27 protein-coding genes are annotated in these 25,529 nt (G+C 63.9%); 14 read left to right on the forward strand and 13 right to left on the reverse strand.

Going from position 1 to position 25,529, the window contains the following annotated elements; genetic code table 11:
• Positions 1-30 precede the first annotated feature (30 nt).
• Both choW and choV read left to right on the forward strand, forming a co-directional pair.
• The gene (gene choW, locus NKI47_RS00790; protein ID WP_254819158.1) at positions 31-885 is read left to right on the forward strand and encodes a choline ABC transporter permease subunit; all 855 of its coding nucleotides are present in this window, start codon (positions 31-33) and stop codon (positions 883-885) included.
• Positions 882-2,063: a choline ABC transporter ATP-binding protein gene (gene choV, locus NKI47_RS00795; RefSeq protein ID WP_023679503.1), complete on the forward strand. Its 1,182-nt coding sequence runs from the start codon at positions 882-884 to the stop codon at positions 2,061-2,063. Before choW ends, choV begins: the two co-directional genes overlap by 4 nt.
• A 236-nt stretch (positions 2,064-2,299) precedes the next feature.
• Here choV and NKI47_RS00800 read toward each other — a convergent pair whose 3' ends face one another.
• Both NKI47_RS00800 and NKI47_RS00805 read right to left on the reverse strand, forming a co-directional pair.
• On the reverse strand, positions 2,300-3,709 hold the full coding sequence (locus NKI47_RS00800; protein WP_023679502.1) for an ATP-binding protein: 1,410 nt from the start codon (positions 3,707-3,709) through the stop codon (positions 2,300-2,302).
• The gene (locus NKI47_RS00805; protein WP_352568020.1) at positions 3,706-4,422 is read right to left on the reverse strand and encodes a response regulator; all 717 of its coding nucleotides are present in this window, start codon (positions 4,420-4,422) and stop codon (positions 3,706-3,708) included. The genes NKI47_RS00800 and NKI47_RS00805 overlap by 4 nt, the downstream gene beginning before the upstream one ends.
• Positions 4,423-4,659: 237 nt before the next feature.
• Between NKI47_RS00805 and NKI47_RS00810 the strand changes: the two genes are divergently transcribed.
• From NKI47_RS00810 to clpS, 3 genes are all read left to right on the forward strand, one after another.
• Positions 4,660-5,004, forward strand: a complete 345-nt coding sequence (locus NKI47_RS00810; RefSeq protein WP_352586936.1) for a hypothetical protein — start codon at positions 4,660-4,662, stop codon at positions 5,002-5,004.
• Between the two features lie 34 nt (positions 5,005-5,038).
• Complete coding sequence (locus NKI47_RS00815) at positions 5,039-5,254, forward strand: hypothetical protein (protein WP_352456451.1); 216 nt, start codon at positions 5,039-5,041, stop codon at positions 5,252-5,254.
• Positions 5,255-5,511: 257 nt separating this feature from the next.
• The gene (gene clpS / locus NKI47_RS00820; RefSeq protein ID WP_023679498.1) at positions 5,512-5,817 is read left to right on the forward strand and encodes an ATP-dependent Clp protease adapter ClpS; all 306 of its coding nucleotides are present in this window, start codon (positions 5,512-5,514) and stop codon (positions 5,815-5,817) included.
• A gap of 175 nt (positions 5,818-5,992) precedes the next feature.
• On the opposite strand, the gene NKI47_RS00825 is transcribed toward clpS, so the two are convergent.
• Genes NKI47_RS00825 through NKI47_RS00840 form a run of 4 tightly spaced genes read right to left on the reverse strand, consistent with a single transcriptional unit; the run spans position 5,993 to position 12,821 of the window.
• Positions 5,993-8,080, reverse strand: coding sequence for a hypothetical protein (locus NKI47_RS00825; protein ID WP_352456452.1), 2,088 nt, complete (start codon positions 8,078-8,080; stop codon positions 5,993-5,995).
• A 3-nt stretch (positions 8,081-8,083) separates the two neighbouring features.
• On the reverse strand, positions 8,084-10,906 hold the full coding sequence (locus tag NKI47_RS00830; RefSeq protein ID WP_352586751.1) for a DUF4159 domain-containing protein: 2,823 nt from the start codon (positions 10,904-10,906) through the stop codon (positions 8,084-8,086).
• On the reverse strand, positions 10,903-11,817 hold the full coding sequence (locus NKI47_RS00835) for a DUF58 domain-containing protein (protein WP_352456454.1): 915 nt from the start codon (positions 11,815-11,817) through the stop codon (positions 10,903-10,905). Before NKI47_RS00835 ends, NKI47_RS00830 begins: the two co-directional genes overlap by 4 nt.
• Positions 11,817-12,821 carry an AAA family ATPase gene (locus NKI47_RS00840; protein ID WP_352450525.1) on the reverse strand — a complete coding sequence of 335 codons (1,005 nt, stop codon included), beginning with the start codon at positions 12,819-12,821 and terminating at the stop codon, positions 11,817-11,819. The genes NKI47_RS00835 and NKI47_RS00840 overlap by 1 nt, the downstream gene beginning before the upstream one ends.
• Positions 12,822-12,963: 142 nt before the next feature.
• Here NKI47_RS00840 and NKI47_RS00845 point away from each other — a divergent pair, with 142 nt between their 5' ends.
• From NKI47_RS00845 to NKI47_RS00855, 3 genes are read left to right on the forward strand one after another with little or no spacing between them, the layout of a single operon-like run.
• A complete protein-coding gene (locus tag NKI47_RS00845) occupies positions 12,964-13,593 on the forward strand; it encodes a DUF1285 domain-containing protein (RefSeq protein WP_352586939.1) in 630 nt (209 codons plus the stop codon).
• Between the two features lie 13 nt (positions 13,594-13,606).
• On the forward strand, positions 13,607-14,239 hold the full coding sequence (locus NKI47_RS00850) for a CoA pyrophosphatase (protein WP_352586754.1): 633 nt from the start codon (positions 13,607-13,609) through the stop codon (positions 14,237-14,239).
• Complete coding sequence (locus NKI47_RS00855) at positions 14,236-15,504, forward strand: CCA tRNA nucleotidyltransferase (protein WP_352586756.1); 1,269 nt, start codon at positions 14,236-14,238, stop codon at positions 15,502-15,504. The genes NKI47_RS00850 and NKI47_RS00855 overlap by 4 nt, the downstream gene beginning before the upstream one ends.
• A 3-nt stretch (positions 15,505-15,507) precedes the next feature.
• On the opposite strand, the gene NKI47_RS00860 is transcribed toward NKI47_RS00855, so the two are convergent.
• The 3 genes from NKI47_RS00860 to hemF form a co-directional block, all read right to left on the reverse strand.
• Entirely contained in the window at positions 15,508-15,693 is a 186-nt protein-coding gene (locus tag NKI47_RS00860; RefSeq protein ID WP_023679490.1) for a DUF1059 domain-containing protein, read from the reverse strand.
• A gap of 280 nt (positions 15,694-15,973) precedes the next feature.
• Complete coding sequence (locus tag NKI47_RS00865; protein WP_023679489.1) at positions 15,974-16,234, reverse strand: DUF1344 domain-containing protein; 261 nt, start codon at positions 16,232-16,234, stop codon at positions 15,974-15,976.
• Between the two features lie 257 nt (positions 16,235-16,491).
• On the reverse strand, positions 16,492-17,406 hold the full coding sequence (gene hemF / locus NKI47_RS00870) for an oxygen-dependent coproporphyrinogen oxidase (RefSeq protein ID WP_023679488.1): 915 nt from the start codon (positions 17,404-17,406) through the stop codon (positions 16,492-16,494).
• 103 nt (positions 17,407-17,509) lie between these two features.
• Between hemF and NKI47_RS00875 the strand changes: the two genes are divergently transcribed.
• A complete protein-coding gene (locus NKI47_RS00875; RefSeq protein ID WP_023679487.1) occupies positions 17,510-17,767 on the forward strand; it encodes a hypothetical protein in 258 nt (85 codons plus the stop codon).
• Between the two features lie 36 nt (positions 17,768-17,803).
• Here NKI47_RS00875 and NKI47_RS00880 read toward each other — a convergent pair whose 3' ends face one another.
• The 3 genes from NKI47_RS00880 to NKI47_RS00890 form a co-directional block, all read right to left on the reverse strand.
• Positions 17,804-18,154 carry a hypothetical protein gene (locus NKI47_RS00880; RefSeq protein WP_156937440.1) on the reverse strand — a complete coding sequence of 117 codons (351 nt, stop codon included), beginning with the start codon at positions 18,152-18,154 and terminating at the stop codon, positions 17,804-17,806.
• A 119-nt stretch (positions 18,155-18,273) separates the two neighbouring features.
• Positions 18,274-18,717 (reverse strand): redox-sensitive transcriptional activator SoxR, encoded by a 444-nt coding sequence (soxR, locus tag NKI47_RS00885; RefSeq protein WP_023679485.1) that lies wholly within the window; start codon positions 18,715-18,717, stop codon positions 18,274-18,276.
• Positions 18,718-18,887: 170 nt separating this feature from the next.
• Positions 18,888-19,346 carry a tRNA (cytidine(34)-2'-O)-methyltransferase gene (locus NKI47_RS00890; protein ID WP_352586758.1) on the reverse strand — a complete coding sequence of 153 codons (459 nt, stop codon included), beginning with the start codon at positions 19,344-19,346 and terminating at the stop codon, positions 18,888-18,890.
• 283 nt (positions 19,347-19,629) lie between these two features.
• Here NKI47_RS00890 and NKI47_RS00895 point away from each other — a divergent pair, with 283 nt between their 5' ends.
• The 4 genes from NKI47_RS00895 to NKI47_RS00910 are packed head-to-tail and all read left to right on the forward strand — an operon-like array spanning position 19,630 to position 24,302.
• Positions 19,630-20,172 (forward strand): hypothetical protein, encoded by a 543-nt coding sequence (locus NKI47_RS00895; RefSeq protein WP_352586760.1) that lies wholly within the window; start codon positions 19,630-19,632, stop codon positions 20,170-20,172.
• A 26-nt stretch (positions 20,173-20,198) separates the two neighbouring features.
• On the forward strand, positions 20,199-22,088 hold the full coding sequence (locus tag NKI47_RS00900) for an ABC transporter ATP-binding protein (protein ID WP_352586762.1): 1,890 nt from the start codon (positions 20,199-20,201) through the stop codon (positions 22,086-22,088).
• The gene (locus NKI47_RS00905) at positions 22,085-23,965 is read left to right on the forward strand and encodes an ABC transporter ATP-binding protein (RefSeq protein WP_352568015.1); all 1,881 of its coding nucleotides are present in this window, start codon (positions 22,085-22,087) and stop codon (positions 23,963-23,965) included. Before NKI47_RS00900 ends, NKI47_RS00905 begins: the two co-directional genes overlap by 4 nt.
• Positions 23,966-23,987: 22 nt before the next feature.
• Complete coding sequence (locus NKI47_RS00910; protein ID WP_352586764.1) at positions 23,988-24,302, forward strand: DUF6665 family protein; 315 nt, start codon at positions 23,988-23,990, stop codon at positions 24,300-24,302.
• A 27-nt stretch (positions 24,303-24,329) separates the two neighbouring features.
• On the opposite strand, the gene NKI47_RS00915 is transcribed toward NKI47_RS00910, so the two are convergent.
• Positions 24,330-24,686 (reverse strand): cupin domain-containing protein, encoded by a 357-nt coding sequence (locus NKI47_RS00915; protein WP_352586766.1) that lies wholly within the window; start codon positions 24,684-24,686, stop codon positions 24,330-24,332.
• 281 nt (positions 24,687-24,967) lie between these two features.
• Between NKI47_RS00915 and petA the strand changes: the two genes are divergently transcribed.
• The gene (gene petA, locus NKI47_RS00920; RefSeq protein ID WP_023719206.1) at positions 24,968-25,528 is read left to right on the forward strand and encodes a ubiquinol-cytochrome c reductase iron-sulfur subunit; all 561 of its coding nucleotides are present in this window, start codon (positions 24,968-24,970) and stop codon (positions 25,526-25,528) included.
• The last annotated feature ends 1 nt before the right edge of the window (position 25,529 follow it).

The following is a 25,529-nucleotide window of genomic DNA, read 5'->3' on the forward strand; positions in this document are numbered from 1 at the left end:
GAAGGACGGCGCCGGTAGAAGAGGGGCTAGATGGATCCGATCTCCAAATTCCTGGTCAGTTACAAGATTCCCATCGGGGCATGGGGGAAGGCGTTTTTCGGCTTTCTCACCGACAATTTCGACACCATCTTCAGGGCTTTTTCCAACAGCCTCAACTTCCTGCTCGACGGCATCGTCGACGGGCTGCTGTTGCTGCCGCCGGTTCTGCTGATCGCGCTGATCGCTCTGCTCGCCTATTTCCTGCAGCGCTCGAAAGGCCTGGCTTTGGCGGTATTCATCGGATTGCTGTTCATCCTCAACCAGAACCTGTGGAAGCAGACGGTGGAGACGCTGGTGCTGGTGGTCGCCGCCGCCGCCGTGTCGATGGCCATCGGCGTGCCGCTCGGCATCTGGGCCGCGCACAAGCCGAAGGTGTATCGCGTCATGCTGCCGGTGCTCGACCTGATGCAGACATTGCCGACCTTCGTCTACCTGATCCCGGTGCTGACCCTGTTCGGCCTCGGCAACGCGCCCGGCCTGATCGTCACCATCATCTTCGTCATCCCGACCTCGGTTCGGCTCACCCATCTCGGCGTCACCTCGGTGCCGAAATCGATCGTCGAGGCGGGCGAGGCGTTCGGCGCCACCAAGCGCCAGCTGCTGTGGAAGGTCGAGCTGCCTTCGGCGCTGCCGACCATCATGGCTGGGCTGACCCAGTCGATCATGCTGTCGCTGTCGATGGTGGTGTTCGCCGCCCTGATCGGCGCCGGCGGCCTCGGTACGGAAATCAACCGGGCGCTCGGTTCGCGCAGGATCGACCTCGGGCTTGAGGCAGGGCTGGCGATCGTCGTGCTCGCCATCGTGCTCGACCGGATGACGCGCATCGGCGTGGGAGGCAAGAAATGACCGTCGCCGTCGATTTCAGGAATGTCGACATCGTCTTCGGCGCCGACCAGGCAGGCTCGCTGGCGCTGATCGACAGTGGTGCCACCCGAGCCGAGATCCTCGAACAGACCGGCAACGTACTGGGCTGCGCCGGCGCCAGCCTCACCGTGAACGAGGGCGAGATCTCGGTGCTGATGGGGCTTTCCGGCTCCGGCAAATCGACGCTGCTCAGAGCCGTCAACCGGCTGAACGTCGTCTCGCGCGGCCAGGTGCTGGTCAAGGACGGCGACGGTACGGTCGACGTCGTCACCTGCGACGAGGCGACGCTTCGGCGGCTGCGGCAGAAGCAGGTGGCGATGGTGTTCCAGCAGTTCGGGCTGCTGCCGTGGCGCACGGTGGAGGAGAATGTCGGCCTTGGCCTCGAGCTCGCCGGCGTACCCGAAGCCGAGCGCAAGGAGCGGGTGAACAGGCAACTGAAGCTGGTTCATCTCGACCAGTGGTCGAAGAAATATGCGCATGAGCTTTCCGGCGGCATGCAGCAGCGCGTCGGCCTGGCGCGCGCCTTTGCCACCGAGGCGCCGATCCTGCTCATGGACGAGCCGTTCTCGGCGCTCGATCCGCTGATCCGGACCAAGCTGCAGGACGAGTTGCTGCAGCTCCAGGCCGAGCTGAAGAAGACCATCATCTTCGTCAGCCACGACCTCGAGGAGGCGCTGAAGATCGGCACCCATATCACCATCATGGAAGGCGGGCGCATCGTGCAAACCGGCGCGCCGGAAGACATCGTGCTGCGGCCCGCCAACGACTATGTCCGCGACTTCATCGCCAATGTGAACCCGCTCTCGGTGCTGACCGCGTGGAACGTCATGCGCGACCGCCGCGACCTCGAACACGGCGAGAACGGCTGGGTGTGGCTCGACCGGCGCAGGACGACGCGTTTCAAGATCGACGAGCATGGGCTGGTGGCGGCGGCCGAGCGCGACGGCAAGCCCGCGGTATGGGTGTCCTGCGCCGATGTCGAAGCCCAGCCGGAGGAGACGGCGCAGGTGTTCTGGGCCAATCCCGGCACCTCGCTGAAGACCGTGATGCTGGCCATGCATCGCTCGCAGACGGCACCGGTGGCGCTGTTCGACGACCAGTCGCGCTTTGTCGGCGCCATCGGCGTCAGGGATGTGCTGAGCGCGGTGTTGAGAAGGTAGTTTTTCTCCTTGGGGAGAGAACCAAGACCAAACGCCGAGTTCTGTCGCGCCCCCCTCTGTTCTGTCGGACATCTCTCCTGCTTGGGGGAGATCGGCGGTTTCGCGGACGGCTCTCACATTCCAACGTTTGTAATTGGCGAAATCGGCGACGACGGCCAATCTTCCCACCTGTGGAGGAGGTGTCCAGCAGAACAGAGGGGGCGCGAAGGAACGCCGGCTTAGCCCGATACCGCAAGCTAAACCGCAAGCGGCAGGCGCAGCTCCGTCATCAGGCCGCCATCGGGATGGTTGGACAGGCTGACTTCGCCGCCGGCGCTACGGGCGATGTTGCGGGCGATGGTCAAGCCGAGGCCGAGGCCGCCGGTCTGACGGTTGCGCGACTGTTCCAGGCGCACGAACGAGCCGAACACGGCGTCGAGCTCGGCTTGCGGTATGCCCGGACCCTCGTCATGGATCGCCAGCGTGATTGTCTTGCCTGATTGACGCAGGCTGAGATGCGCCCTCTTGCCATAGGTCACCGCGTTCTGGACGAGGTTGGTGACACAGCGCCGTAGCGCGACCGGCCGCGCGACGCAGATCAGGCCGCGCGAGCGCGCGTCCTCATTGTCGAAGGAGACCTCGTCGAAGCCGTCGGCGATCGATTCTACCAGCGACCAGAAATCGATCCTCTCGCTCTTCTCCTCGGTCACCTCGAAAGTGGCGAAGTCGATGACCGAGCTGGCAATGCCTTCGATGTCGGCGAGGTCGTGCGCCAGTGCGGCGCGCACGGACGAATTCCTCAGCAGTTCGAGGCGCAGCCGCATCCTGGTCAGCGGCGTGCGCAGGTCGTGCGCCAGTGCGGCCGCAAGATGCTCGCGGTCCTCGACGTAGGCGCGCAGCCTCGCCTGCATGGCATTGACCGCCTTTGCCGCGGTACGCACCTCGCGGCTGCCGCTCTCGGCGATCGGCGGGCTTTTCAGGTCCTCGCCGATCCGCTTCACCGCGGTCTCCATCATCCGGTAGGGCGCCGTCAGCCGGCGCAGCGACCAGATCGAGGAAGCCACCACCAGCCCGGCGATCAAGGCATAGAGCGGCAGGCTATCGAAGCTCAGTATCGGTCCGGCCGGTGTGTTCGGCTCGGTGAAGTTCAGCCATTGGCCGTCGGCAAAGCGAAGCGAAGCGGTCAGCTTGTCGCTCTGGGCGAAATCGGCCGCCAGCACCAGCAGGTCGCGCTCGACCTGGCCGATATCGGGACCGGCGACCGTCCCACCGGGAGCGTCGGCTTCGTGCGTTGCCGGGTCGCGGCGGACCCGCGCGTCGGTGATGCCGAACTTCGATAGCCGACCGACCAATATGTCTTCCAATTCGGCCAGTTCGTCGTCGCCGGCTATCGACGAAGTAACGGCGGGCGTGTCGGAGACGGTGAGCGCATAAGTGGCGTTGAACAGGCCGGAGGCCGTCGCCTTGCGCTGTTCCGGCGTAGCATCATGCATCAGCTGCACCAGCGAGAAGGCGCGGTCGTTCAGCCGGTAGAGATCGACGACGTCATTGGCGGCGGCACGGTCGCGCGAAACGATGTAAAGGGTCGCGATCTGGCTGATCAGCAGGCCGGCGATGACGATGAGCAGCACCCAGACCGGCAGCGTTTGCGGCAGGATGCGTCTCATTCGGAGGTCGTCTCAGGCAGGAACTGGTAGCCGCCGCTGCGCACGGTCAGGATCAGCTTCGGCGTTTTCGGGTCGTCCTCCATCTTGCGCCGCAGCCGGCTGACCAGAATGTCGACGCTGCGGTCGAAGCTGTAGCCGCTGTCGCCGCCGGACAGCTCGATCAGCTGCTCGCGGCTCAGTACGCGCTGCGCGCTCTTGACGAAGGTCTGCAGGAGATTGAATTCGGCCATCGTCAGCTCGATCCTGACGTCGCCGGGCGCCATCAGCCGGCGGCGCGAACAGTCCATCGTCCAGCCGGCGAAATGGTAGATCTGCCGCGAGGCGGCGCGTCGCGGTTCGGCGGCGCCATTGCGTCTCAAGACGGCACGAATGCGTGCGAGCAGCTCGCGCGGATCGAAGGGTTTCGGCACGTAGTCGTCGGCGCCCATCTCCAGCCCAACCACGCGGTCGGTAGTTTCGGTAACCGCGGTCAGCATGATGATCGGCGTCGAATAATTGGCGCGCAACTCGCGGCAGAGCTCCAGCCCGCTCTTGCCGGGCAGCATGACGTCCAGGACGATCAGGTCGACCTGGGCGCGGCGCAGGATGGTCTCCATCTCGGTGCCGTCGGCGGCGATCGATGTATGCAGCCCTCGCTTCTGAAAAAATTCCTGAAGCAGGTCGCGAATGCCCTTGTCGTCGTCGACGATCAGTATGTGGGGGTCGGATTTCACCGGGAACCTGTCATTTGTGGATCGCCCAAGCGCTGCTTCGGCCGTCAGCCAGACGATAGAATTCAGGCCATAAGTTGGCCAGTGAAGATCGGCGGCTCGATCCGGGCTGCCCAGAAACAATCCAGAAACAAAATTCTACAATCCGGAAAAACTGCCGAAAAAAATCAAAGGCATAAGTGGTGCCGTGGCGGTCAGGTCATCGGCTGCGACACGCGTTACGGGATTACGGACAGACCAATGCAAAGGTTCTCGATCAGTCTGATGGGTGCGTTGCTTTCCATTTCGCTCGTCACGGCCGCGGTCGAACATGCCGATGCAAAACTGGCCGATGCGAAGGTGGCCAATGCAAAGGCGGCCGATGCAAAGGTGGCGACCACCCGCAGCGAGCGTTGCATCGATCTGAACCGCCAGTTTGACGAAGCCCTCGAAACCCATGCCGCGGCAACGCAGGTCACCGCTGCGAAAGCACTTCAAAGAAAGGGAAGCCGGTTCTGCGCCAACAAGAAACAGGCACAGGGAATCCGGATGCTCGCGAATGCTTTGAAGCTGCTTGGAGTGACACCGATCGATCCCGTTCAGTGACACAATCCGATCTGCACAAAAAGGAAGTGAAGCCATGAAAAAGTCCCTCCTCTCCGCCCTCGGTCTCGCCATCGCGCTGGCCGTCTCGATGCCGGTTCTCGGCGCCAGCAGCGCCAATGCCGCGACCACCACCCCGGCTGCGACGACAACGACGACCGCTGCGCCGGCCAAGGCCGTGAAGAAGGTCGCTGCCAAGAAGACCGTCAAGAAGCACAAGAAGCACGCGGTCAAAGCAACTCCGAAGGCCTGATCAAGCGACATCTTTCTACCCTATGAGAAGACCGCTCCAGTTGCGATTTGCCTGGAGCGGTCGTCTTTTTTGTTGCGTGCAGACAGTAGGGCCAGTCCCGGCCCACACCCCCCGTTGAACGCCAGACGGCAGTTCCCACATAGGCACGGACTTTTGAACTGCGCCTGCCGGGAAGCCGATCGCGCGCGGTTGAATGGACGACCGCTTTTGCCCATGTCAAAATGACCGCAAAGCTGTCGTACGCAATTGCCGGTCCAATGCCTGAAATCACGACAAAACCCCGTACCAGCACGAAGCCGAAGGTCGAACGGCCGAAGCTCTACAAGGTCATCCTGGTCAATGACGATTTCACTCCGCGCGAGTTTGTCGTGACGGTGCTGAAGGCCGAGTTCAAGCTCAGCGAAGACCAGGCGCATAGGATAATGATCACCGCGCACCGGCGCGGCGTCTGCGTTGTCGCCGTCTTCACCAGGGATGTCGCCGAGACTAAGGCGGCGCGGGCAACCGATGCCGGCAAGGCCAAGGGCTACCCGCTGATGTTCACGACGGAGCCGGAGGAGTAGGGCGGTTCGCTTTCTTCCTTCTCCCCTTGTGGGAGAAGGTGGCCGAGCGAAGCTCGGTCGGATGAGGGGTGTTCCAGCTTGGCAAGGACGGCACTCCGTCCAGCACCCCTCAACCGTCTTGGCGCTGCGCGCCAATCCACCTTCTCCCACAACAAGGGGAGAAGGATAAACCGCGTTACCGCCCTTCGCGGTACCACATCGAGCCCATCGCCAGAAGCAGCAGGCCGAGGCCGAGGAAGCCGCCGAACAGCGGCACGCGCGAGACGGCCTTGAGCACGCTGTCGTCGGTGGTGCGCAGGCCGATCCAGTCATTGCCGGAAGCCGCGCCCGAGGAACGGACCGGGACTACGGATGGCAGCGTGACGGTGCTGGTCAGGTTGCCAATGGCCGATGCCGGCGCCAGCCGGCGAACGCTGCCGCCGGTTGCCTCAGCCGGTGGTTTCAGCCGGTTCTCGGTGGAGACGACGTCGGTGAATTCCGGGGCGTTGACCGGCCCGACATGGGCCAATGCCGTCAGGTCGCCATTGCCGACCTGATAGAGACCGATTTCGCTGGTCTCGACGCTGCCGAGGAAGACGCCTGGCTCGGATTTCTCGAGCCTGACGATCAGTGCCTTGCCGGACGGCGTGATGACTTGCGCCGGGCCGGGATCGTCGCTCATCGTCTGGCGGCGGATTTCCAGCACCATGCCGCGGCCGTCGGCGGTCAGCCGCTCTTCCTCGAGTTCGGGCTCCTTCATCAGCCAGTGGGCGATGCGCCGGTAGAGCTGGACGTGCGGGCCGCCGCCCTCGAATCCGCGCGCCCACAGCCAGCCCTGATCGGACAAAAGCATGCCGACGCGGCCTTCGCCCTTGCGATCGAGCAGTAGCAGCGGCCGGTTGTCGGCACCCTTCATCACCACCTCGCCCTCGGGGTTCTCGACGCCGATGGTGCGGAACCAGCGGCTCCAGTGCGGCGGCTCGGTCGCGGAGCCGTCGAGCCCACGCGTTACCGGATGACGCTGGCCGGTATCGGTGAGACGTGGGTAGAAGGCCTTGTCGATGACCTCGCCGGTCGGCATTGCCGGCAGTGCCGACATCAGCGGCGTGCGGGCGATCGAGCTTTCGCCGGCATATTCGGGGCCTGCCGCGATCAGTAGCGCGCCGCCCTTTTCGACATACTCGGAGATGTAGTCGTAATAGAGGATCGGCAGCACGTCGCGGTGCTGATAGCGGTCGAAGATGATCAGGTCGAAATCCTTGATCTTCTCGACGAACAGCTCGCGCGTCGGGAAGGCGATCAGCGACAATTCGTTGATCGGCGTGCCATCCTGCTTTTCCGGCGGGCGCAGGATGGTGAAGTGCACGAGGTCGACCGAAGCGTCGGATTTCAGCAAATTGCGCCAGGTGCGCTCGCCGGCATGCGGTTCGCCGGAAACAAGCAGCACGCGCAGATTTTCGCGGATGCCGTCGATCAGCGCGATGGCGCGGTTGTTGGTGTCGGTGAGTTCGCCCGGCTCGTGGTTGATGGCGAGTTCGACGATGTTGCGCCCGGCGCTGGGAATGGTCACCTGCAGCGGCATCGCCTGGCCGATGTTGGCGTGCTCGACCGATACCTGCTCGCCGTTGACCGATACGCGGACATCGACCGGGCCGGTCTCGTTGTTGGTGGCGATGACACGATACGTCATGTCGAGCGGCTTGCCAACGAGGCCGAAGCGCGGCGCATTCTCGAAGCGGATGCGGCGGTCCTTCTCATGCTCGTTGCCGGTAATCAGCGCGTGCAGCGGGGCATTGAAGTCGGGTGCGCCGGGCGGCGCGTCATGCACCTCGCCATCGGTGATCATGATGGCGCCGCCGATGCGCGACGGCGGCACGTCGCGGAAAGCATTTTCGAGTGAGGAAAACAACCGCGTCTCGGTGCGCTCGTCGGCGGCTTCGGACTTGCCGGCCTCGACGACACGGACGTCGAACTGCTTGAAGCGGCCGAGACGCTGCTGAAGCCCGGCCAACGCCTCATCGGTCTGTTTGGTGCGGTCGCCGATATCCTGGCTCTGGCTGCGATCGACGACGACCGCGACGATGCTTTTCAGCGGCTCGCGCTCTTCGTTGAGAAACACCGGATTGAGCAACGCCGCAGCCAGCGCAATCAGGGCTGTCAGGCGGAAGACCGCGCCGCGCTGGCGAAACCAAAGGCCGGCCAGCGCCAGCAGCAGCAGCGGCACCAGAACCACGGCGAGCAGCGGCCAGGTGATGAGCGGTTCGAAGGCGAGCGACCAGTTCATGGTCTATTGCCCCAGCCGTTCGAGCAGCACCGGGACGTGCACCTGGTCGGATTTGTAGTTGCCGGTCAGCATATACATCATGATGTTGACGCCGGCGCGCAGCGCATAGATGCGCTGCATCGGATCCGACGGCACCGTCGGCAATAGCGGGTCGCCATTCTCGTCGACCGCCCAGGCGCCGGCGAAATCATTGGCGGTGATCATGATCGGCGAAACGCCGTCGCCGGTGCGCACCGGGCGGTTCTCGGTGTTGCTGGCTTCGAGCGATGCCTCGACCCAAAGCGGGCTGCCGGCAAAACGGCCAGGAAACTCCGGAAGGATGTAGAAGGATTTGGTCAGCACGTGGTCCGACGGCACCGGCTCCAGCGGTGGCACGTTGAGGTTGCCGAGGATGTCGCGCAGCCGCTCCGTCGCCGGGCTGGTCGAATCCGCACCAATGCCATTGGCGAACTGGTCGCGGGTGTCGAACAAGACCGTTCCGCCCTGCTGCATGTAGGCGTCGATGCGGGCGATGGCGGCCTCGCTGGGCATCGGGGCCGAGGGATCGATCGGCCAGTAGATCAGCGGATAGAAGGAAAGTTCGTCCTTCGAGATGTCGACGCCGGCCGGTGCTCCGGGTTCGAGCGCGGTTTTTTCGATAAGAAAGCGGGTCAGGCCTTCGAGCCCGGCGCGGCTGATCGAATCGACACCCGGCTCGCCGGTCAGCACGTAGGCGATCCGGGTCTTTGAAATGTCCCCGATCGCCTCCGTATCTCCCGGTTTGGCGTCGTCGGCACGCGCGACGTCCGCGTGGCCAATCAAGGCGCCGAGCGCAATCAGCAGGACGGCTGCCGTCGCCGCAGCGCCGGCACGGCGCGGCCGGCGCGACAACAGGCCGCCCATCCAGAATACGGCAAGCGTGTCGAGCACCATCAGCACCAGGGCGGCCGTGACAAGCGGACCTTTGAGGTTGTGCTGCTCGTCGAAGGCATACTGGATGGTGGTGACCGGCACCGTGATTTCAGGCCGGGCCAGCGGCCTGAATGCGCTGTCGCCGCCGAGCAGATTGTGAGCGAACACTCCAGTCTCGGAGCCGTAGAGGCCGGGCGGGTTTTCCAGCGTCACCGGCAGCGGGCCGGCGCCGGGCACCAGCGGCCTGGCATCCGGCGTCGGCGGCACCAGCGTGCCGTCGGCGGCGATCATACGATAGGGTGCCAGCGACGTGGCGGCGGCCTCGGCATTGGCGACAGCCGCGCCCTGGTTGCGCGACAATTGCACGATGCGCCGCAGCATCTCGACGAAGCTGCCGGAGATCGGCAGGTTGGACCACGTCGCCTCGGGGGTGACGTGGAACAGTACGAGGGTGCCCTTGTCCTTCTTCATCCCGGTCACCAGCGGCGTACCGTCGGCAAGCGTGGCCCAGGTGCGCTCGACGATGTCGGGCGTCGGTTCGGCCAGCACCTGCCTGGTGACGGTGACCTCGGTGGGCGGCGCGAGGTCGGCGAAGGGACCGGTTTTCGGGAATTCGGTGACCGGCTGCGGCGCCGTCCATGACAGCGCGCCGCCAAGCGATCGTTCGCCCGTGCGCAGCCGAACTGGCAGCAGGTCGTCGTCATTGCCGGCAGCGGCCAGCCGCGAACCGGCAAAACGCACCAGCGTGCCGCCCTTGTCGACCCAGTCAACCAGCCTTTGCCGCGCTTGTTCCGGAATGGTGCCGACATCGGCCATGAGGATCATCGCCGGCTTCTGGTCGAGCAGTTGCGGGATGGCGTCGGCGAGATCGACGCTCGACGGCTCGACCAGATCGGCGAACGGCTGCAGGGCGCGGCGGATGTAGTAGAGCGGCGACAGCAGCGGTTGCGCCTGGTCGGCCTCGGCCTGCGACAACAGCCCGACGCGGCGGCGTTTTGAGCTCTCATCGAGCACGCGGACGGCACCGGCCTGGCGCTCGCCATCGAGCGCGATGTAGGCGAAGTCGTTACGCAGTTCGAACGGCACCGCCACCGTGCCGGTGGCGGTGGTTCCGCCCGGGGCAAAGGTCAGCGTCGCGTCGGCAATGCGGCGCCCCTTGTCGTCGAAGGCGCCGGCCGTCACCTGTGCAGGTGCCGGATCGCCCGGTGCGCGGATGGCGGTCAGGGCGAAGCCGTCGACCTGGTTGTCGGCGCCGGTCAGGCCGGTCAGCGACAGCCGGTCGGAGACGGCCCAGACAACACGTGCCGCGTTCTTCGACAACAACGTGTTGAAGGCGGCTTCGTCGCCTTGCGCCGCCAAGCCATCGGCGAGCACCGCGACGCTGGCGCCAGGCAGCGACTCCAAGGCTGAAGCGACGCGGGCATAGACGGCGGGGCGGTCGGTCGGGATCGGCCGCGGCTTTGCCGCGCGCAGCCGGTCGAGCGCGGCAGCGGCATCGAAGGGACCGATCTCGGCATTCGGCTTCTCGGCTGTGAAAGCGATGAGCACCGGCACGCCGTTCGAATTGGCATCGGCGATCAGCCGCTCGGCGGTGGCGACCCGCTTGCCCCAGTCGGCGGCACTTGCCCAGTCATTGTCGATCACCAGCGCCAGGGCAGCGCCCTCGGCCGGCAGCTTTTCGCGCGGATTGAAGACCGGTTCGGCAAGTGCTGCCACGACAAGCGCGGCCATCAGCAGCCTGAGCAGCGTCAGCCACCAAGGGCTCTGCTGCGGCGTTTCTTCGCGCCTCAGCACGCGGGCGAGAATCCTGAGCGGCGGAAACACCTCGGTTTGCGGCCTGGGCGGGGTCAGCCGCAGAAGCCACCAGATCACCGGCAGCGCCAGCAGGCCCCACAGCACGATCGGCGCCCCGAAGGAGAGCGGCAGCCAACTCATGCGCGGGCCCTCCCGGCAAAGGCGCCTTCGCCGGTCATCGCCATGTGGATGCGCACCAGCGCCTCGGAGGCAAGGCGATCGGTATGATTGACGGTAAAGCTCCAGCCAAGCCGTTTGCACCAGGCGGCCAGTTCCTGGCGGCGGGCGGCATAAAGCAGGCGATATTCCTCGCCCAGCATTTCGGCGCGGCCGGCGGTCAGCTTGTCGCCGGTCTCAGGATCGGTGAATTCGGTGCGCCCGGCATAGGGGAAGCTTTCCTCGGCCGGATCGGCGACCTCGACCAGATGGGCGCGCACGCCGTGGCGGGCGAGCACGTCCAGCCACGCCATGGTGTCCTCGACCGGGTCGAGGAAATCGCTGACGAGGACGATGTCGCAGAACCGGCGAATGCCGGATAGGTCGGGCTTTGCCGGCAGGTCGGCGGCGTGCATCAGTTGCGCCGCGATGCGCTCGGCGCCATTGCGGGCGGTGAACGGGTCGGTCAGGCCCGGCCAGGCAATGCGCTCGCCGCTGCGCGACAAAAGCTCGGCCATGGCCAGCGCCAGCACCAGGGCGCGCGATTCCTTGGGAACGCTGGCTCCGGTCGATTTGTAGAGCATGGAAGGCGAGGGATCGGCCCACAGCCACACCGTGTGGGCGGCCTCCCATTCACGGTCGCGGACATAGGTGTGATCGTCGCGGGCGGAACGGCGCCAGTCAATGCGCGAGGAATCGCCTTCGACATAGGGCCGGAACTGCCAGAAATTCTCGCCGATACCGCGCTTGCGGCGGCCATGCCAGCCGGCAATTACCGTGTTGACGATGCGGCGCGCCTCGACCAGCAGGTCCGGCACCAACGAAGCCCGCAACCGGCCTCTGGCGAGCGCATCGCGCGTCGCTGCCGGTGCCTGCGCTTCACCGATGCGCGCCATCAAATCCCTTTCGCGAGCTTCGCCACAACATCGCGAACCGTGGTGCCCTCGGCGCGGGCGGCGAAGGTCAGCGCCATGCGGTGCTGCAGCACCGGCTCGGCGAGCGCGCGGACGTCGTCGACCGACGGCGCCAGCCGGCCGTCATAGAGGGCGCGGGCGCGGGTGCACAGCGTCAGCGCCTGGCTGGCGCGCGGGCCTGGGCCCCAGGCGACGTGCTTGTCGGTATCGGCGTTGCCCTGGCCGGGGCGCGCTGAGCGCACCAGCTTGAGGATCGCCTCGACGACGCTTTCCGGCACCGGCATACGGCGGATGAGCGTCTGGATGTCCTTCAGCCGCGCCGGCTGCAGCACGTTTTCAGCCTTGGCATCCTCGATACCGGTGGTTTCCAGCAGGATGCGGCGCTCCGCCTCGATCTCGGGGTAGAGGATATCGACCTGCATCAGGAAGCGGTCGAGCTGCGCTTCCGGCAGCGGATAGGTGCCTTCCTGCTCCAGCGGGTTCTGCGTCGCCAGGACGTGGAACGGTGACGGCAGATCATGGCGCACGCCGGCAATGGTGACGTGGTATTCCTGCATCGACTGCAGCAGCGCCGACTGGGTGCGTGGCGAGGCGCGGTTGATCTCGTCGGCCATCAGCAGTTGCGCAAAGATCGGCCCGGAAATGAAGCGGAACGAACGCTTGCCGAATTCATCCTGCTCCATCACCTCTGAGCCGAGAATGTCCGATGGCATCAGGTCGGGCGTGAACTGGATGCGGCGCGAATCGAGGCCGAGCACGATGCCCAGCGTTTCGACCAGCTTGGTCTTGGCGAGGCCGGGCACGCCGACCAGCAGTGCATGGCCGCCGGCCAGCAATGCGACGAGCGTGCGCTCGACGACGCTTTCCTGGCCGAAAATGACCCGGCCGACGCCGTCACGGACCCTCGAAATGTCGGCCAGCGCTTTCTCGGCCTGCGCCACCATGTCCTTTTCGCTGATTGGGCTTTCCTTGATCATAACGCTCATGCAGCATCGATCCTTCTGTTGGACACCGCTTGGCACCTTGGTGCCGCAGAGAATGCCGCGATTCGGCCTCGCATGCGCCTGCAATGAACTTAAATCACAGACTTAGGCTGACAAGCGGAACAACAGTGACTATTTCGTGACCATGACGGAAGCCGCCGACCATCGTGAAGAGAGCCTGACGGCCGCGACCGAGGCGCGCGGACTGGAGGCGCTGGTCTCGCGCGCGACGCGCGCTGGCAAGGGGCCGGCGCCGGTGGAACGCTGGAATCCGGCATTTTGCGGCGATCTCGACATGGAAATCAAGCAGGACGGCACCTGGTTCTATCTGGGAACGCCGATCGGCCGGATGCCGCTGGTGCAGCTTTTTTCCTCAGTGCTGCGCAAGGACGCGGACGGTAGAACCTACCTGGTGACGCCGGTGGAAAAGGTCGGCATCCGCGTCGCCGACGCGCCCTTCATTGCCGTCGAGATGGACGTGTCGGGCGCCGGCGACGGACAAATCGTCACCTTTCGCACCAATGTCGGCGACGTGGTAGAGGCTGGGGCGGGACACCCGCTGCGCTTCGTCGATGAGGACGAGACAGGTGGCCTGAAGCCTTATGTGCTGGTGCGCGGGCGGCTGGAGGCGCTGGTGGCACGGCCGGTGATGTACGAATTGGTCGAGCACGGCGAAGAGATCGACATCGGTGGCAAGACGATGTTTGCCGTCCGTTCCAAAGGCGAGGTCTATCCAATCATGCCGGCTGAGAAACTGAAACGGCTGAGCGCATGACGGATCGCCTATGATGGATCAGGTGATGCCATTGCCGTTTTCCGCTGCCGGGTTTCGCCAGCGCGTCGCGGCGCAGCCGCTGGCGCATGCCGGCGATGATTTTGGCGACCACCGCTTCAATCCGGGCCATCCCAGGCTGAAGCTGGCCAAGGCGCTGCGCGATGCCGCCGTGCTGATCCCGGTGGTCGATCATGGCCATGAAGCCACGGTCCTTTTGACAAGGCGGGCGGAAAAGCTGCGCAACCATTCGGGGCAGGTGGCTTTCCCCGGTGGTACCATCGATCCAACCGATGCGAGCCCGGAAGCGGCGGCGTTGCGCGAGACATCCGAGGAGATCGGTCTCGATAGTGATTACGTCGAGATCATCGGCCGTCTGCCGGACTACGTTTCCGGCAGCGGCTATCGCATCGCCCCGGTGCTCGGGATTGTGCGGCCCGGTTTCAGCCTGACGCTGAATTCCGACGAAGTCGATGCCGTCTTCGAGGTGCCGCTGGGCTTTCTGATGGACCCCGCCAACCACACCAGAGACAGTCGCATGTGGAACGACCTCGAATGGTTCTATTACGAGATGCCCTATAGCGGCCAGCGCATCTGGGGCGTCACCGCGGGCATCATCCGTACGCTTTATGAAAGGCTCTATTCGTGAGCGATCCAGTGTCGATCGCGGGCAAGGCCGGGTGGCTCGGCGAACGCCACCTGCAGCGCCTGCTCGCCGCGCTGACTGATGGCGGCGAGGAGGCGCGTGTCGCCGGCGGTGCGGTGCGCAACGCGCTCATGGGCCAGCCGGTCGCCGACATCGACATCGCCACCACCACGGTGCCCGAGGAAACCATCCGGCGCGCCGAGGCGGCAGGCTTCAAGACGGTACCGACCGGCATCGAGCATGGCACAGTCACCGCGGTCGGCCACGGCAAGGCCTATGAGGTCACCACGCTGCGTGCCGATATCGAAACCGACGGCCGGCGCGCCAAAGTGTCGTTCGGCCGCGACTGGAAAGCCGACGCTGAGCGGCGTGATTTCACCATCAATGCACTCTATGCCGAAGCCGATGGAACGGTCGTCGATCTGGTCGGCGGTATCGCCGATATCGAAGCGCGGAGGCTGCGATTCATCGGCGATCCGGAAGCGCGTATCCGCGAGGATTATCTGCGCATCCTGCGTTTCTTCCGTTTCTTCGCATGGTATGGCGACGGCAGGCCGGATGCCGAAGGGTTGAAGGCTTGTGCCCGGCTGAAGCAGGGGCTCGACCAGCTCTCGGTCGAGCGCGTCTGGTGGGAATGGAAGAAATTGCTGTCAGCGCCAGATCCGTCGCGGGCGCTGCTGTGGATGCGCCAGGCCGGCGTTCTGACCGCCGTTTTGCCGGAAAGCGAGAAATGGGGCATCGATGCCATCCACGGGCTGACCAAGACCGAGAAGGATCTGGCCTGGGCGCCGGACCCGCTGCTCAGGCTGGAAGCCATCGTGCCGCCGGATGCCGCGCGCATGAAAACGCTTGCCGAGAGATTGAGGCTTTCCGTGAGCGAAGCAAGCCGGCTGCGGAATTGGGCGATCACGGCTGCCGTCGATCCGAAAACGACCGAAGGAGAGTTGGCGAAAAGGCTTTATTTTGGCGACCGCCAAGGCTTTGTCGATCGGTTGCGGCTGTTGCTCGCTTCCGCTCGAGCCCGCGCGGTCGAAGACAATGACGCACTGCTCGAAGCCGGCGGCTTCTCGCGCCTGCTTGCCTTCGCTGCAAAATGGCAAAACCCTGTTTTTCCGGTCAAGGGCGCCGATCTGACGACGCTTGGCGCATCACCGGGGCCGAAGCTTGGTGCAACGTTGAAGAATCTCGAAAAGGAATGGGTCGAGTCCGGTTTTGCGCTTGATCGCGGCGCGCTGCTCAAGCGCGCCGCGGAGGCACTCGAATCCTGACCGTCACGCTGCGTCGCGGACCTTTTCGATGCGCGAGCGGATCGCCTCGATCATCGTCTCGCGGATCACCGTCTCGCCGTGCGTCTCGCGCAGATGCTCGACGGCACGGCGCATGACCTCAGCCTCCTCCTCGGCGCGTGTGTGCCACTCGCAGCCGGGTACGAGCGACCCGCAATGGAATTCCTTCATCGGCTTCTCCTCATTTCCTCCTTGGAGCGCCGCGCCGCGCAATGACACGGAAGCTCCAGACCTTTGACTGCGCGATCCGGAAACCGCGTCCGGTATCCGGGCTACACGCTGGCCAGCTTAGCATAACACGATCGAACGGTTTTGGTTGCCTTAGAGTGCCGTGCGTCCAAGCCGACACGCGGCCCTCTAGTGATCGGGTTGCGAAAAGGCGGAGCATCGCTGCTCCGCCCTCTTACGCTACCCAGGAGTAAGACCTCGTCTTGCTCCAGCGGGCAGGACATCACTTCACGATCTTGACTGCCTCGGCAATTTTATCCTTGCCGCTCATATCCCACGTGACGCGGACCTTTTCGCCGACCTTCAGGCCAGGATCCTTGAAGGTCTGGGGCAACGTAAAGGTGGCTCCGTTATCCAGAACTAGGCTCATCGCCGTTCCATCAAAGCTTTTGATCGTGCCGGTGGTGTGCTTGACCGCAGCGAATGCGGCAGTACCAGAGGCGAGAACGGCAGCGGCGGCTGCGGTCATAATAAGCTTGCGCATGGCATGCTCTCCTGGAAAATGCGGGCACCGCTTGGGAAAGGTGCCCCATTCAATCATGGGCCGTCCGGTCACGTCGGGTCGCGGCTCTCGGGAGTAAAGAACCGCCGGCGTTTCCCGACCCGACGCGACAAATAGCCCAATCTTTACAATGATATATTAGACGAAAAAGATATTTTCTGGCGCGCCTTGCGCCACATTCGCCGTCAAATTCTGGGGATTTGGACCCGATTGCGGCTCACGTCGTGCTCACCGAGATTTTACGGCCATTTCGCTTCTGGCGGCAGGCTGGACAGGATCGAGGCGACATTGCCGCCGGTCTTCAGCCCGAAGATGGTGCCGCGATCGTGAAGCAAGTTGAATTCGACATAACGGCCGCGGCGGATGAGCTGCTCGTCACGGTCGCCATCGGTCCAGTTGTCATTGAAGTTGGCGCGCACCAGATGTCCGTAGACGACGAGAAAAGATCGCCCGACGTCCTGGACGAAGTTGAAATCGGCGTCCCAGCCGCCTTTGTCCTCATCCGAATGCAGCCAGTCGAAGAAGATACCGCCGGTACCGCGTGGCTCGTCGCGGTGCGGCAGGTAGAAGTACTCGTCGCACCAGGCTTTGAATTTCACGTAGTCGGCGATCGCCGCGTTCTTCTCGCAGGCAAATTGCATCGCTCTGTGGAAGGCGATCGTGTCGGGGTCGTCCTGGCTGCGGCGGCGGTCGAGCACCGGTGTCAGGTCGGCGCCGCCGCCGAACCACTGGCGCGAGGTGACGACCATGCGCGTGTTCATATGCACGGCCGGCACGTTAGGGTTCCACGGATGGGCGATCAGCGAAATGCCGCTTGCCCAGAAGGAGGGGTCCTCTTCGGCGCCCGGCATCTGCTTCCTGAATTCGGGCGAGAACTCGCCGTGGACGGTCGAGGTGTGGACGCCGACCTTCTCGAAGACGCGGCCGTGCATCATCGACATGATACCGCCGCCGCCCTTGCCGGCATCGCGTTGCCACGGCGTCTTTTCGAAGCGGCCGGGCGACCAGCTAGCCTGCGGCCCCTGCAGGTCCTGCTCGATCTGCTCGAAGCTGGCACAGATGCGCTCGCGCAACGTCTCGAACCACAGCCGTGCCTTCGTCTTCTTCTGTTCGATGTCGGCTGGCAGCCCCGCCGGTATCTCGGGTCGTTGCAAATCCTGTCTCCGGTTGCGGGCGCGCCCGACAAATGACTCGTCTTTTCCGGCCGCGATCCCTAATCTCTTGGGTGCAAGGGTCAAGTGTGCATGGAGTTCTTTCGTGCGCACCCCGGCAAGACCGCCGCTGGATGGCCTGAAGAAGAGGCTCGACCGTTCGCGCGCCGAGAACGCGCGCATGCCGCGCGACGGCTTCCTGCGCGAGACCTTCGTGCTGCCGCGCTCCGATGCTCGTCTCAAGGCGAAGGAATGGTTCGAGCGCTTTCCTAAGCAGGCCTATTGGACCGAGATCGAAAGCTGGTTCGAGCGGCCGGGCGACGTCATCGAATTCACCATCAGGCGGCTGCCGGCGGCGGATTAACGCTCCGGTCTCGAGGCTGAACGTATCAGGGCTAGTTCATCTGCCCTGAACGATCTTGATAAACACGCTTCTGTCGCCCGTTCCAAGATGCGCTCGTTTCATCTCGGCATACGTCAGGCGCCCATTCGCGAAGGCCCGCACGGTTCTTCCGCACCAGACACGTGGCGCCGCGGCTGCGCTGACATTCATGATCTTGCCAGCTTCCTGCTTCGAACTGAGAGGCGATTGCTCCGAATGCCTGATGCATTCCGTAAGCACTTTCTTATACATGGCAGGACTGCCCTGAACCAAAGTCCTTGCCGTATTCCATTCACCTTCGCTCGGCATGCATCCAGCCAACACAATGGCGCCAAGCAACGCGGCGTAAGTCTTGTATGCAAATTTCAATCCTGCCCCCCAAGGTTAGTTGCAGGGGCGTATCAAGCACGGGCACATGAACTTCACAAGACTGTACAGTGACTAACGGACAGGATAAGTTCGCTGAAGCCGTCCAGACCGTCATGCCTTCAACGCACGACCAGCCTGCGGGCGCCCGCGCCGTCCCTTGCCAGCCTGTCGTTCTTATTCCGCAGCGGACATTTGTCGATCGACATGCAGCCGCAGCCGATGCAGTCGCTCAGCCCGTCGCGCAGCTTCTTGAGCTGACTAATTTTCTGGTCGAGGTCGTCGCGCCAAGCCGTCGAAAGCAGGTTCCAATCCTCGCGCGTCGGCGTCCGGCCTTCAGGCAATGATCGAAGGGCTGTGCCGATCTCGGCCAGCGAAATGCCGACCTCCTGCGCTACCTTGATGATCGCCACCCGTCGCAGCACGTCGCGGCCGTAACGCCGCTGGTTGCCTGATGTGCGGTGGCTGCGGATCAGCCCGCGTGCTTCGTAGAAATGCAGCGCCGACACCGCCACGCCGCTGCGCATCGCCACCTGGCCGACTGTTAATTCCGTTGCCGCAGCCATCTCCGATTTTCCGCTTGACCTCAAGTTAAGTTGAGCTTGTAGCGAAGAAGCCTCGAAGATGCAAACGGCAGGAGAAGGCGATGGGCGTCTGGATGAGAATGACCGGAGAGGACGCAGTGTTGCGTGAGGACGACGCCTTGGTCGCTGCGGCCGGCGATCGCGTACACATCCTAGCGGAGCTGCCGGATCGCCTCGGCCGCCACCATCGCAACGGAAAGCGCGACGTTGATGCTGCGCGCGCCGGGCTGCATCGGGATGATCAGTCGCGCACCCGCCGCCTCGTGAACGGCGTCCGGCACGCCTGCGGATTCACGGCCGAACAAGAGAATGTCGTCGCCGGCAAAGGCAAAATCCGTGTAGGCGGCAGCTGCTTTGGTCGACAGCAGCACCAGCCGCCGCATGGCAAGCTTGCGCCAGTCCTCGAAGGCGTGCCAGTCGACATGCCGGGTGAGCGCCGCCATTTCGAGGTAGTCCATGCCGGCCCGTTTCAGCGCCCGGTCACCGAGCGGGAAGCCCGCCGGTTCGATGATGTCGACGCCGAGACCGAGGCAAGCGGCGAAGCGCAGGATTGTCCCGGTGTTGCCGGCGATATCAGGCTGGTAGAGCGCGATACGGAGACGGTCGTTCATTTCCGCGTCTTTCTAATAAGTGGCAGATCAGCCACAGAGCTCTCGCGGTTTTGGAAATTCCTGGACTGGCGGGTGGTCATTTTCTGCGAAGTCGGTTATACGGCCAGCATTGTCAACCCGAACCGATGGAGGGGTAATTCATGATGGCCATGCACATCCACCACCCCTCTCGTGGGCTTACCAGCCCGACGGCGGTTTCGGTACGACGATTCTCCTGACCTTTTAGACTTCAATCGCACCGATTCCCGCCGAAACCTTTTTCGGCCTTTGAAGGAATCCTGCGATGTTTTTCAAGCTGTGGAAGGGGCTGAACGCCCCACCTGAACACGCTTCGACCGATGCCACCTTTGCCGCGCCGCGCGTGCCCGCGGCCTGGGTTGGTTCACCCCTCTACCTGCATCTTCAACTGGAGGACGGACCGATGTTCGATCCCTGTAGAATACCCGGCTCAAGAAGCCTGCACGAGCGCAAGACTGCGACCTGGGCGCTTTTGATCGGCGAGACCTACTCGTCGGCGGTTCACGCCGAGACCCGCCGGCGTCCGCATCGCGGCATGCTGCCGGACGTCGATTTCTCGCGCGCCGTTCCGGACTATAGCCGGCCGTCGCTGGTGCGCCGGATCATCAGGCTGATCCGGCCTGGTGCAAAAACCGGCGCGAAAATCCGGATCGTCAAAACGTCGTCAGCATCGTCAAACGAGACTGTCGGCGAAAGGCCCGCGACAACCTATATAGCGCGAAGCAGGACCGGCGAGGCGGACGATTCCGTATCGCCGGTCCTTGACGCCATGCGGTCTGGGCACCTCGTCCGTTCGCGTGCCGCGTGAGCGGAAACAGTATTGTGAGCATCTCTATGTTTAGCTGGTTTGAAAAAAGGCTCGATCCGTTCCCTGCCAAGGAGCCGGTCGAGCCGCCGCGGACACTGATCGCCTTCTGCGTGCATTATACGCGCGGCGCGTGGCCCTACATCGCTCTCGATGCGGTACTGGTGACGGCCATCGCCCTTGCCGAGGTGTGGATGTTCGGCTTCATGGGCCGGATCGTCGACTGGCTGTCCGGACAGAATCGCGAGACGTTCCTGCAGACCGAAGGCTTGAAGCTGGTCGGCATGGCCTTCATCGTGGTTTTCGCGCTGCCGGCGACGGTCTGGTTCCATTCGCTGCTCAACCAGCAGACGCTGATGGGTAATTATCCGATGCGTATCCGCTGGCAGGTGCATCGTTACCTGCTCAAGCAGTCGATGAGCTTCTATCAGGACGAGTTTGCCGGGCGGATCGCGACCAAGCTGATGCAGACCGCGCTCGCGGTGCGCGAGTGCGTCATCAAGCTCATCGATGTGCTCAACTATATCGTCGTCTATTTTCTCGGCATGCTGTTCATTGTCGGCTCGGCAGACTGGCGGCTGGCTGCGCCGCTTGCCGTCTGGCTTGCCGGATATGTCCTGCTGTTGCGCTATTTCATCCCGCGGCTGGGCAAGGTCGGCGAGGAGCAGGCCAATGCGCGCTCAACCATGACCGGCCGTGTCGTCGACAGCTACTCCAACATCCAGACGGTCAAGCTGTTCTCGCATGCGCGGCGCGAGGCATCCTTCGCCAAGGACGGTATGGCCGGCTTTCTCGATACAGTCTACCGGTCGATGCGGCTGGTGACACAGCTCTACGGCCTGCTCTACGTCCTAAATTCGCTGCTGTTGTTTTCGGTCACCGCAATCTCGCTATGGCTGTGGCTCGGCCAAGCCGTGACGATCGGCGCCGTCGCCCTGGTCATCGGCCTCGTGCTTCGGCTCTGGGGCATGTCGCAATGGATCATGTGGGAGATGTCCACGCTGTTCGAGAATATCGGCACGGTGCAGGACGGCATCGCCTCGATCTCGCTGCCGCGCCTCGTCGAAGACCGGCCTGGCGCCAAGGATATCGCCGTGACCAAGGGCGAGATCCGTTTTGAGGACATCCGCTTCCACTATGGCAAGCAGAGGGGCGTGATCGAAAGCCTGTCGCTGACGGTGAAGCCGGGCGAGAAGGTCGGCATCGTCGGCCGTTCGGGTGCCGGCAAGTCGACGCTGGTCAATCTTCTGTTGCGCTTCTATGACCTCGAAAGCGGCAAGGTCCTGATCGACGGCCAGGACATTGCGGCGGTGACGCAGGACTCGCTGCGCGCCCAGATCGGCATGGTCACGCAGGACACCTCGCTGCTGCATCGCTCGGTGCGCGAGAATATCCTCTATGGCCGGCCGGACGCCAGTGACCAGATGCTGATCGAGGCGGCGCGGCGCGCCGAGGCGCTGGATTTCATCGCCGGATTGTCGGATTCTAACGGTCGAAAGGGTTTCGACGCGCATGTCGGTGATCGCGGCGTCAAATTGTCCGGCGGCCAGCGGCAACGCATCGCCATAGCCCGTGTTATGCTGAAGGACGCACCAATCCTTATCCTCGACGAAGCGACCTCCGCCCTAGATTCCGAGGCCGAGGCGGCCATCCAGGAGAACCTCTACAGACTGATGCAAGGCAAGACCGTCATCGCCATTGCGCACCGGCTGTCGACGATCGCCGCCATGGACCGGCTCGTCGTCATGGACAAGGGCCGCGTCATCGAGGAAGGTTCGCATGAGGAACTGGTTGCCAGCGGCGGGCTCTACGCCCAGCTCTGGCAGCGCCAGTCGGGCGGCTTCCTGCTCGACGACGGCCCCTCTGCCAACGATGCAGCCGCCAACGATGCACTCGTCAAGGGTGAAGCCGCCGAATGACTGCCATCTACCGCTGGTTCGAGAACTGGGTCTATCCATTCCGGGAGCCTGCGGACCTTCGGCCACCTGCCGGCGTCAGGGGTTTCCTCTGGCATTATGTCGGGCAGGCGAAGATCGCCTTCTTCGCCATGCTGCTGATCGGCGGCATCGCGCCGTTAGTCGAAGCCGGACTGTTCTATTTCGTCGGGCGGCTGGTCGACATCCTCGACCAGCTTCCCGGCGAACGCAGCTGGCACGCGTTGTGGACTGCCGCCGGCCCGGAACTTGTCTTCATGATCGCGGTGGTGCTGGTCATCCGCACCATCGTCGTCGGCCTGTCGGCGCTGGTCGACGAGCAGACGATCACGCCGGGTTTCTATAATCTGGTGCGCTGGCAGGCGCATCGCCATGTCTCGCGCCAATCCTACGCCTTCTTCCAGAACGACTTTGCCGGACGTATCGCGACCAAGGTCTGGCAGGCGGGACAGGCGACCGGCGATCTGATGGAAAGCTTCATCGAGGTCGTCTGGTTCATGGTCGTCTATACGGTAACGACGCTGGCGCTGGTCGCCGGGCTCGATCTCCGGCTGGCGGTGCTGGTGGTGATCTGGATTACCGCCTTCGGCTTGCTGGCCAGGCGCTATTTGCCGGCGATCCGCAAGCATGCCGAAGCCACCGCCGAAGCCGGCTCGATGATCACCGGCCGCCTTGTCGATTCCTATTCGAACGTCCAGACGCTGAAACTGTTCTCGGCCGATGGCGACGACCGCTACATCAGGAACGGCTTCGACATCTATCTCGACGCGCTGCGCCCGTTCACCCGCAGGCTGACCGGCGTGCGCATGGCACTGACGATGCTGTCGGGCATTATGATCACGGCGATCGCCTGCTTTGCCGTTTATCTCTGGGTCGAGGGTTCGATCACAGTCGGCGCCGTGGCTTTCACGCTGTCTTTGGTGCTGCGGCTGAACATGCTGCTCGGCCGGCTGATGATGCAGCTCAACGGCATCTTGCGGAACCTCGGCGTGCTGGAAAACTCCAAGGCGCTGATCTCACAGCCGCTCGGCCTGATTGATGCGCCGGACGCGAAAGAGATTGTCGTCGGCGGCGGGCGTATCGACGTCAGCAATGTCGAGTTCCACTACGGCAAGGGGTCCGGCGTGCTCGACGGCATCGACCTCGTCGTGCGGCCGGGCGAAAAGGTCGGCCTGGTCGGCCCGTCCGGCGCCGGCAAGACGACCTTGGTCAATCTGATCCTGCGCCTGTACGACCTCGAGAGCGGCAAGATCACCATTGACGGGCAGGACGTCTCCAGGGTCACGCAGAATTCGCTGCGCGCCAATATCGGCGTCGTCAGCCAGGATACGGCACTTTTCCACCGCTCGCTGCGCGACAACATCAAGCTCGGCATGCCGGAAGCGACCGACGCCGAGGTGGTCGCGGCAGCGAAGAAGGCCGAGGCGCACGAGTTCATCCTCGGTCTGCGCGACAATCGCGATCGTATCGGCTACGAGGCCTATGTCGGCGAGCGCGGCGTCAAGCTCTCCGGCGGCCAGCGCCAGCGCGTGGCGATCGCCCGCGTCTTCCTCAAGGATGCACCGATCCTGGTGCTCGATGAGGCGACCTCGGCGCTCGATTCCGACATCGAGGCGGCGATCCAGGAAAATCTGGCAAGGCTGATGGAAGGCAAGACGGTCATCGCCATCGCGCATCGGCTGTCGACCATTGCGGCACTCGACCGGCTGGTGGTGCTCGACGAGGGCCGCATCGTCGAGCAAGGCACGCATGACGAGCTGGTCGGGCTCGACGGGCTCTATGCCAGGCTGTGGAAGCGGCAGTCCGGCGGCTTCCTGTTCAACGAGGAGAGCGCGCTGGCCGAGACCCGGCCGGCGGAGTAGTTTCTAAAAACCGGAGTAGACCATGGCGGTGAGAATGCCATCGAATTTCGGACGGTCCGGCGCGCAGGAGAGCGCGTTGGACCTGCTTGGCCATGAAATCCTCGGCGAGAAGGCGGCCGCGCTCGGCCGCGCCGGCCGGCGCGTCGAGGAAACATTGACGAGGCTGCGCGAGAATGGCGACAGCGACGATCGAGCCCGGCTGCTCAGGGATGCAGCCGAAGCGGTGCACAGCTATTTCATCCAGCGCGAACTCTGCGGCCTGCGCAAGCACGACGCGGTGATCCGGGAATACAATATTCCCAAGGCCGTGCTGGCCAGGCTCGGCGCCAGCGCATGATCCGCACCGAAATCGGTTTGGGAGGCGCTATTCCAGCCACTCGGTGATGAAGCTGCCGTTCTCGTGTATGTCGGTGGTTTCCAGCGGGCCTGGTCCGAGATTGGTGAATTTGTGCGGCGTGTTCGGCGGTACGACCAGGATCTGGCCGGCTGTGGCCTCGATCTGCCGGTCGCCGACGGTGAACAGACCGGTCCCGGTCCGGATGATAAAAATCTCGCAATAGGGATGGCTGTGCAGCCTGGGGCCGCCGCCGATCTCGGGCAGGTAGTTGAAGATCAGGCAGCTGCGGGAGCCGTAAGCTCCGCCTTGCAGCCCGCCCTGCCAGTGGTCGGGCCAGCGGTCGGGCGCTTCGGCCCATTTGTCGCGATCTATGACATGCGCCATAGGCCGAGGATAAACCGGGCCAGCGCCAGCTGTCGAGGCGAACGCAGCCAGTTGGTTTTGCTGCTGTTTTCCAATCGTTCCGCCGTGCGAATTACGCCCCCGCGACAATCTGCCCTTGTGCCTTCACCCGTCTGGACAAAAACAGGCTTCACGCATAAACCCAAGTCCCAAATGCCGGAGGAATTCGCTAGCCTGTTCGCCATGCGCAGTCGGGCCGGCGCGATTGAGCGGGGAACAAGGCTCGGCCGCCGGCACGGAAAAGGCGAAAGGATCAGGCACCCGTGAGCGCAACCGACACCCAGGATCCCAACCGTCGTGATTTTCTCTACGTCGCCACTGGCATGGCGGCGGTGGTCGGCGCGGGCGCTGTCGCTTGGCCGTTCATCGATCAGATGCGTCCGGATGCCTCGACGCTGGCCCTTGCCTCGGTTGAGGTCGACGTATCTTCGCTGACGCCAGGAATGTCGCTCGTTGTGAAGTGGCGGGGCAAGCCGGTGGTCGTGCGCAACCGCACCGAGCAAGAGATGAAGGACGGCGAGGCGGTCAATCTCGCCGAGCTCAAGGATCCAATCGCCCGCAACGCCAATTTGCCGGCCGACGCCCCGGCAACCGACGCCAACCGCACCACGCCGGGCAAGGAAGCCTGGATGGTGATGGTCCAGGTCTGCACCCATCTCGGCTGCATCCCGCTCGGCCAGGAAGGCGATTTCGGCGGCTGGTTCTGCCCGTGCCACGGTTCCGTATACGATACCGCCGGCCGCATCCGGAAGGGGCCGGCGCCCGAGAACATGGCGGTGCCGGTGTTCCAGTTCATTTCCGACACCAAGATCCGTATCGGCTGAG

Origin of the sequence: Mesorhizobium sp. M0633 (assembly GCF_040320645.1) — a bacterium.
Classification (GTDB): Bacteria; Pseudomonadota; Alphaproteobacteria; order Rhizobiales; family Rhizobiaceae; genus Mesorhizobium.

What these genes read in the sequence shown, in the direction of transcription:
- choW (WP_254819158.1), top strand. Translation starts at nt 31, where the DNA reads ATGGATCCGATCTCCAAATTCCTGGTCAGTTACAAGATTCCCATCGGG.
- choV (WP_023679503.1), top strand. Translation starts at nt 882, where the DNA reads ATGACCGTCGCCGTCGATTTCAGGAATGTCGACATCGTCTTCGGCGCC.
- NKI47_RS00800 (WP_023679502.1), bottom strand. Translation starts at nt 3,709, where the DNA reads ATGAGACGCATCCTGCCGCAAACGCTGCCGGTCTGGGTGCTGCTCATC.
- NKI47_RS00810 (WP_352586936.1), top strand. Translation starts at nt 4,660, where the DNA reads ATGCAAAGGTTCTCGATCAGTCTGATGGGTGCGTTGCTTTCCATTTCG.
- NKI47_RS00815 (WP_352456451.1), top strand. Translation starts at nt 5,039, where the DNA reads ATGAAAAAGTCCCTCCTCTCCGCCCTCGGTCTCGCCATCGCGCTGGCC.
- clpS (WP_023679498.1), top strand. Translation starts at nt 5,512, where the DNA reads ATGCCTGAAATCACGACAAAACCCCGTACCAGCACGAAGCCGAAGGTC.
- NKI47_RS00825 (WP_352456452.1), bottom strand. Translation starts at nt 8,080, where the DNA reads ATGAACTGGTCGCTCGCCTTCGAACCGCTCATCACCTGGCCGCTGCTC.
- NKI47_RS00830 (WP_352586751.1), bottom strand. Translation starts at nt 10,906, where the DNA reads ATGAGTTGGCTGCCGCTCTCCTTCGGGGCGCCGATCGTGCTGTGGGGC.
- NKI47_RS00835 (WP_352456454.1), bottom strand. Translation starts at nt 11,817, where the DNA reads ATGGCGCGCATCGGTGAAGCGCAGGCACCGGCAGCGACGCGCGATGCG.
- NKI47_RS00840 (WP_352450525.1), bottom strand. Translation starts at nt 12,821, where the DNA reads ATGAGCGTTATGATCAAGGAAAGCCCAATCAGCGAAAAGGACATGGTG.
- NKI47_RS00845 (WP_352586939.1), top strand. Translation starts at nt 12,964, where the DNA reads ATGACGGAAGCCGCCGACCATCGTGAAGAGAGCCTGACGGCCGCGACC.
- NKI47_RS00850 (WP_352586754.1), top strand. Translation starts at nt 13,607, where the DNA reads ATGGATCAGGTGATGCCATTGCCGTTTTCCGCTGCCGGGTTTCGCCAG.
- NKI47_RS00860 (WP_023679490.1), bottom strand. Translation starts at nt 15,693, where the DNA reads ATGAAGGAATTCCATTGCGGGTCGCTCGTACCCGGCTGCGAGTGGCAC.
- NKI47_RS00865 (WP_023679489.1), bottom strand. Translation starts at nt 16,234, where the DNA reads ATGCGCAAGCTTATTATGACCGCAGCCGCCGCTGCCGTTCTCGCCTCT.
- soxR (WP_023679485.1), bottom strand. Translation starts at nt 18,717, where the DNA reads ATGGCTGCGGCAACGGAATTAACAGTCGGCCAGGTGGCGATGCGCAGC.
- NKI47_RS00890 (WP_352586758.1), bottom strand. Translation starts at nt 19,346, where the DNA reads ATGAACGACCGTCTCCGTATCGCGCTCTACCAGCCTGATATCGCCGGC.
- NKI47_RS00895 (WP_352586760.1), top strand. Translation starts at nt 19,630, where the DNA reads ATGTTTTTCAAGCTGTGGAAGGGGCTGAACGCCCCACCTGAACACGCT.
- NKI47_RS00900 (WP_352586762.1), top strand. Translation starts at nt 20,199, where the DNA reads ATGTTTAGCTGGTTTGAAAAAAGGCTCGATCCGTTCCCTGCCAAGGAG.
- NKI47_RS00905 (WP_352568015.1), top strand. Translation starts at nt 22,085, where the DNA reads ATGACTGCCATCTACCGCTGGTTCGAGAACTGGGTCTATCCATTCCGG.
- NKI47_RS00910 (WP_352586764.1), top strand. Translation starts at nt 23,988, where the DNA reads ATGGCGGTGAGAATGCCATCGAATTTCGGACGGTCCGGCGCGCAGGAG.
- NKI47_RS00915 (WP_352586766.1), bottom strand. Translation starts at nt 24,686, where the DNA reads ATGGCGCATGTCATAGATCGCGACAAATGGGCCGAAGCGCCCGACCGC.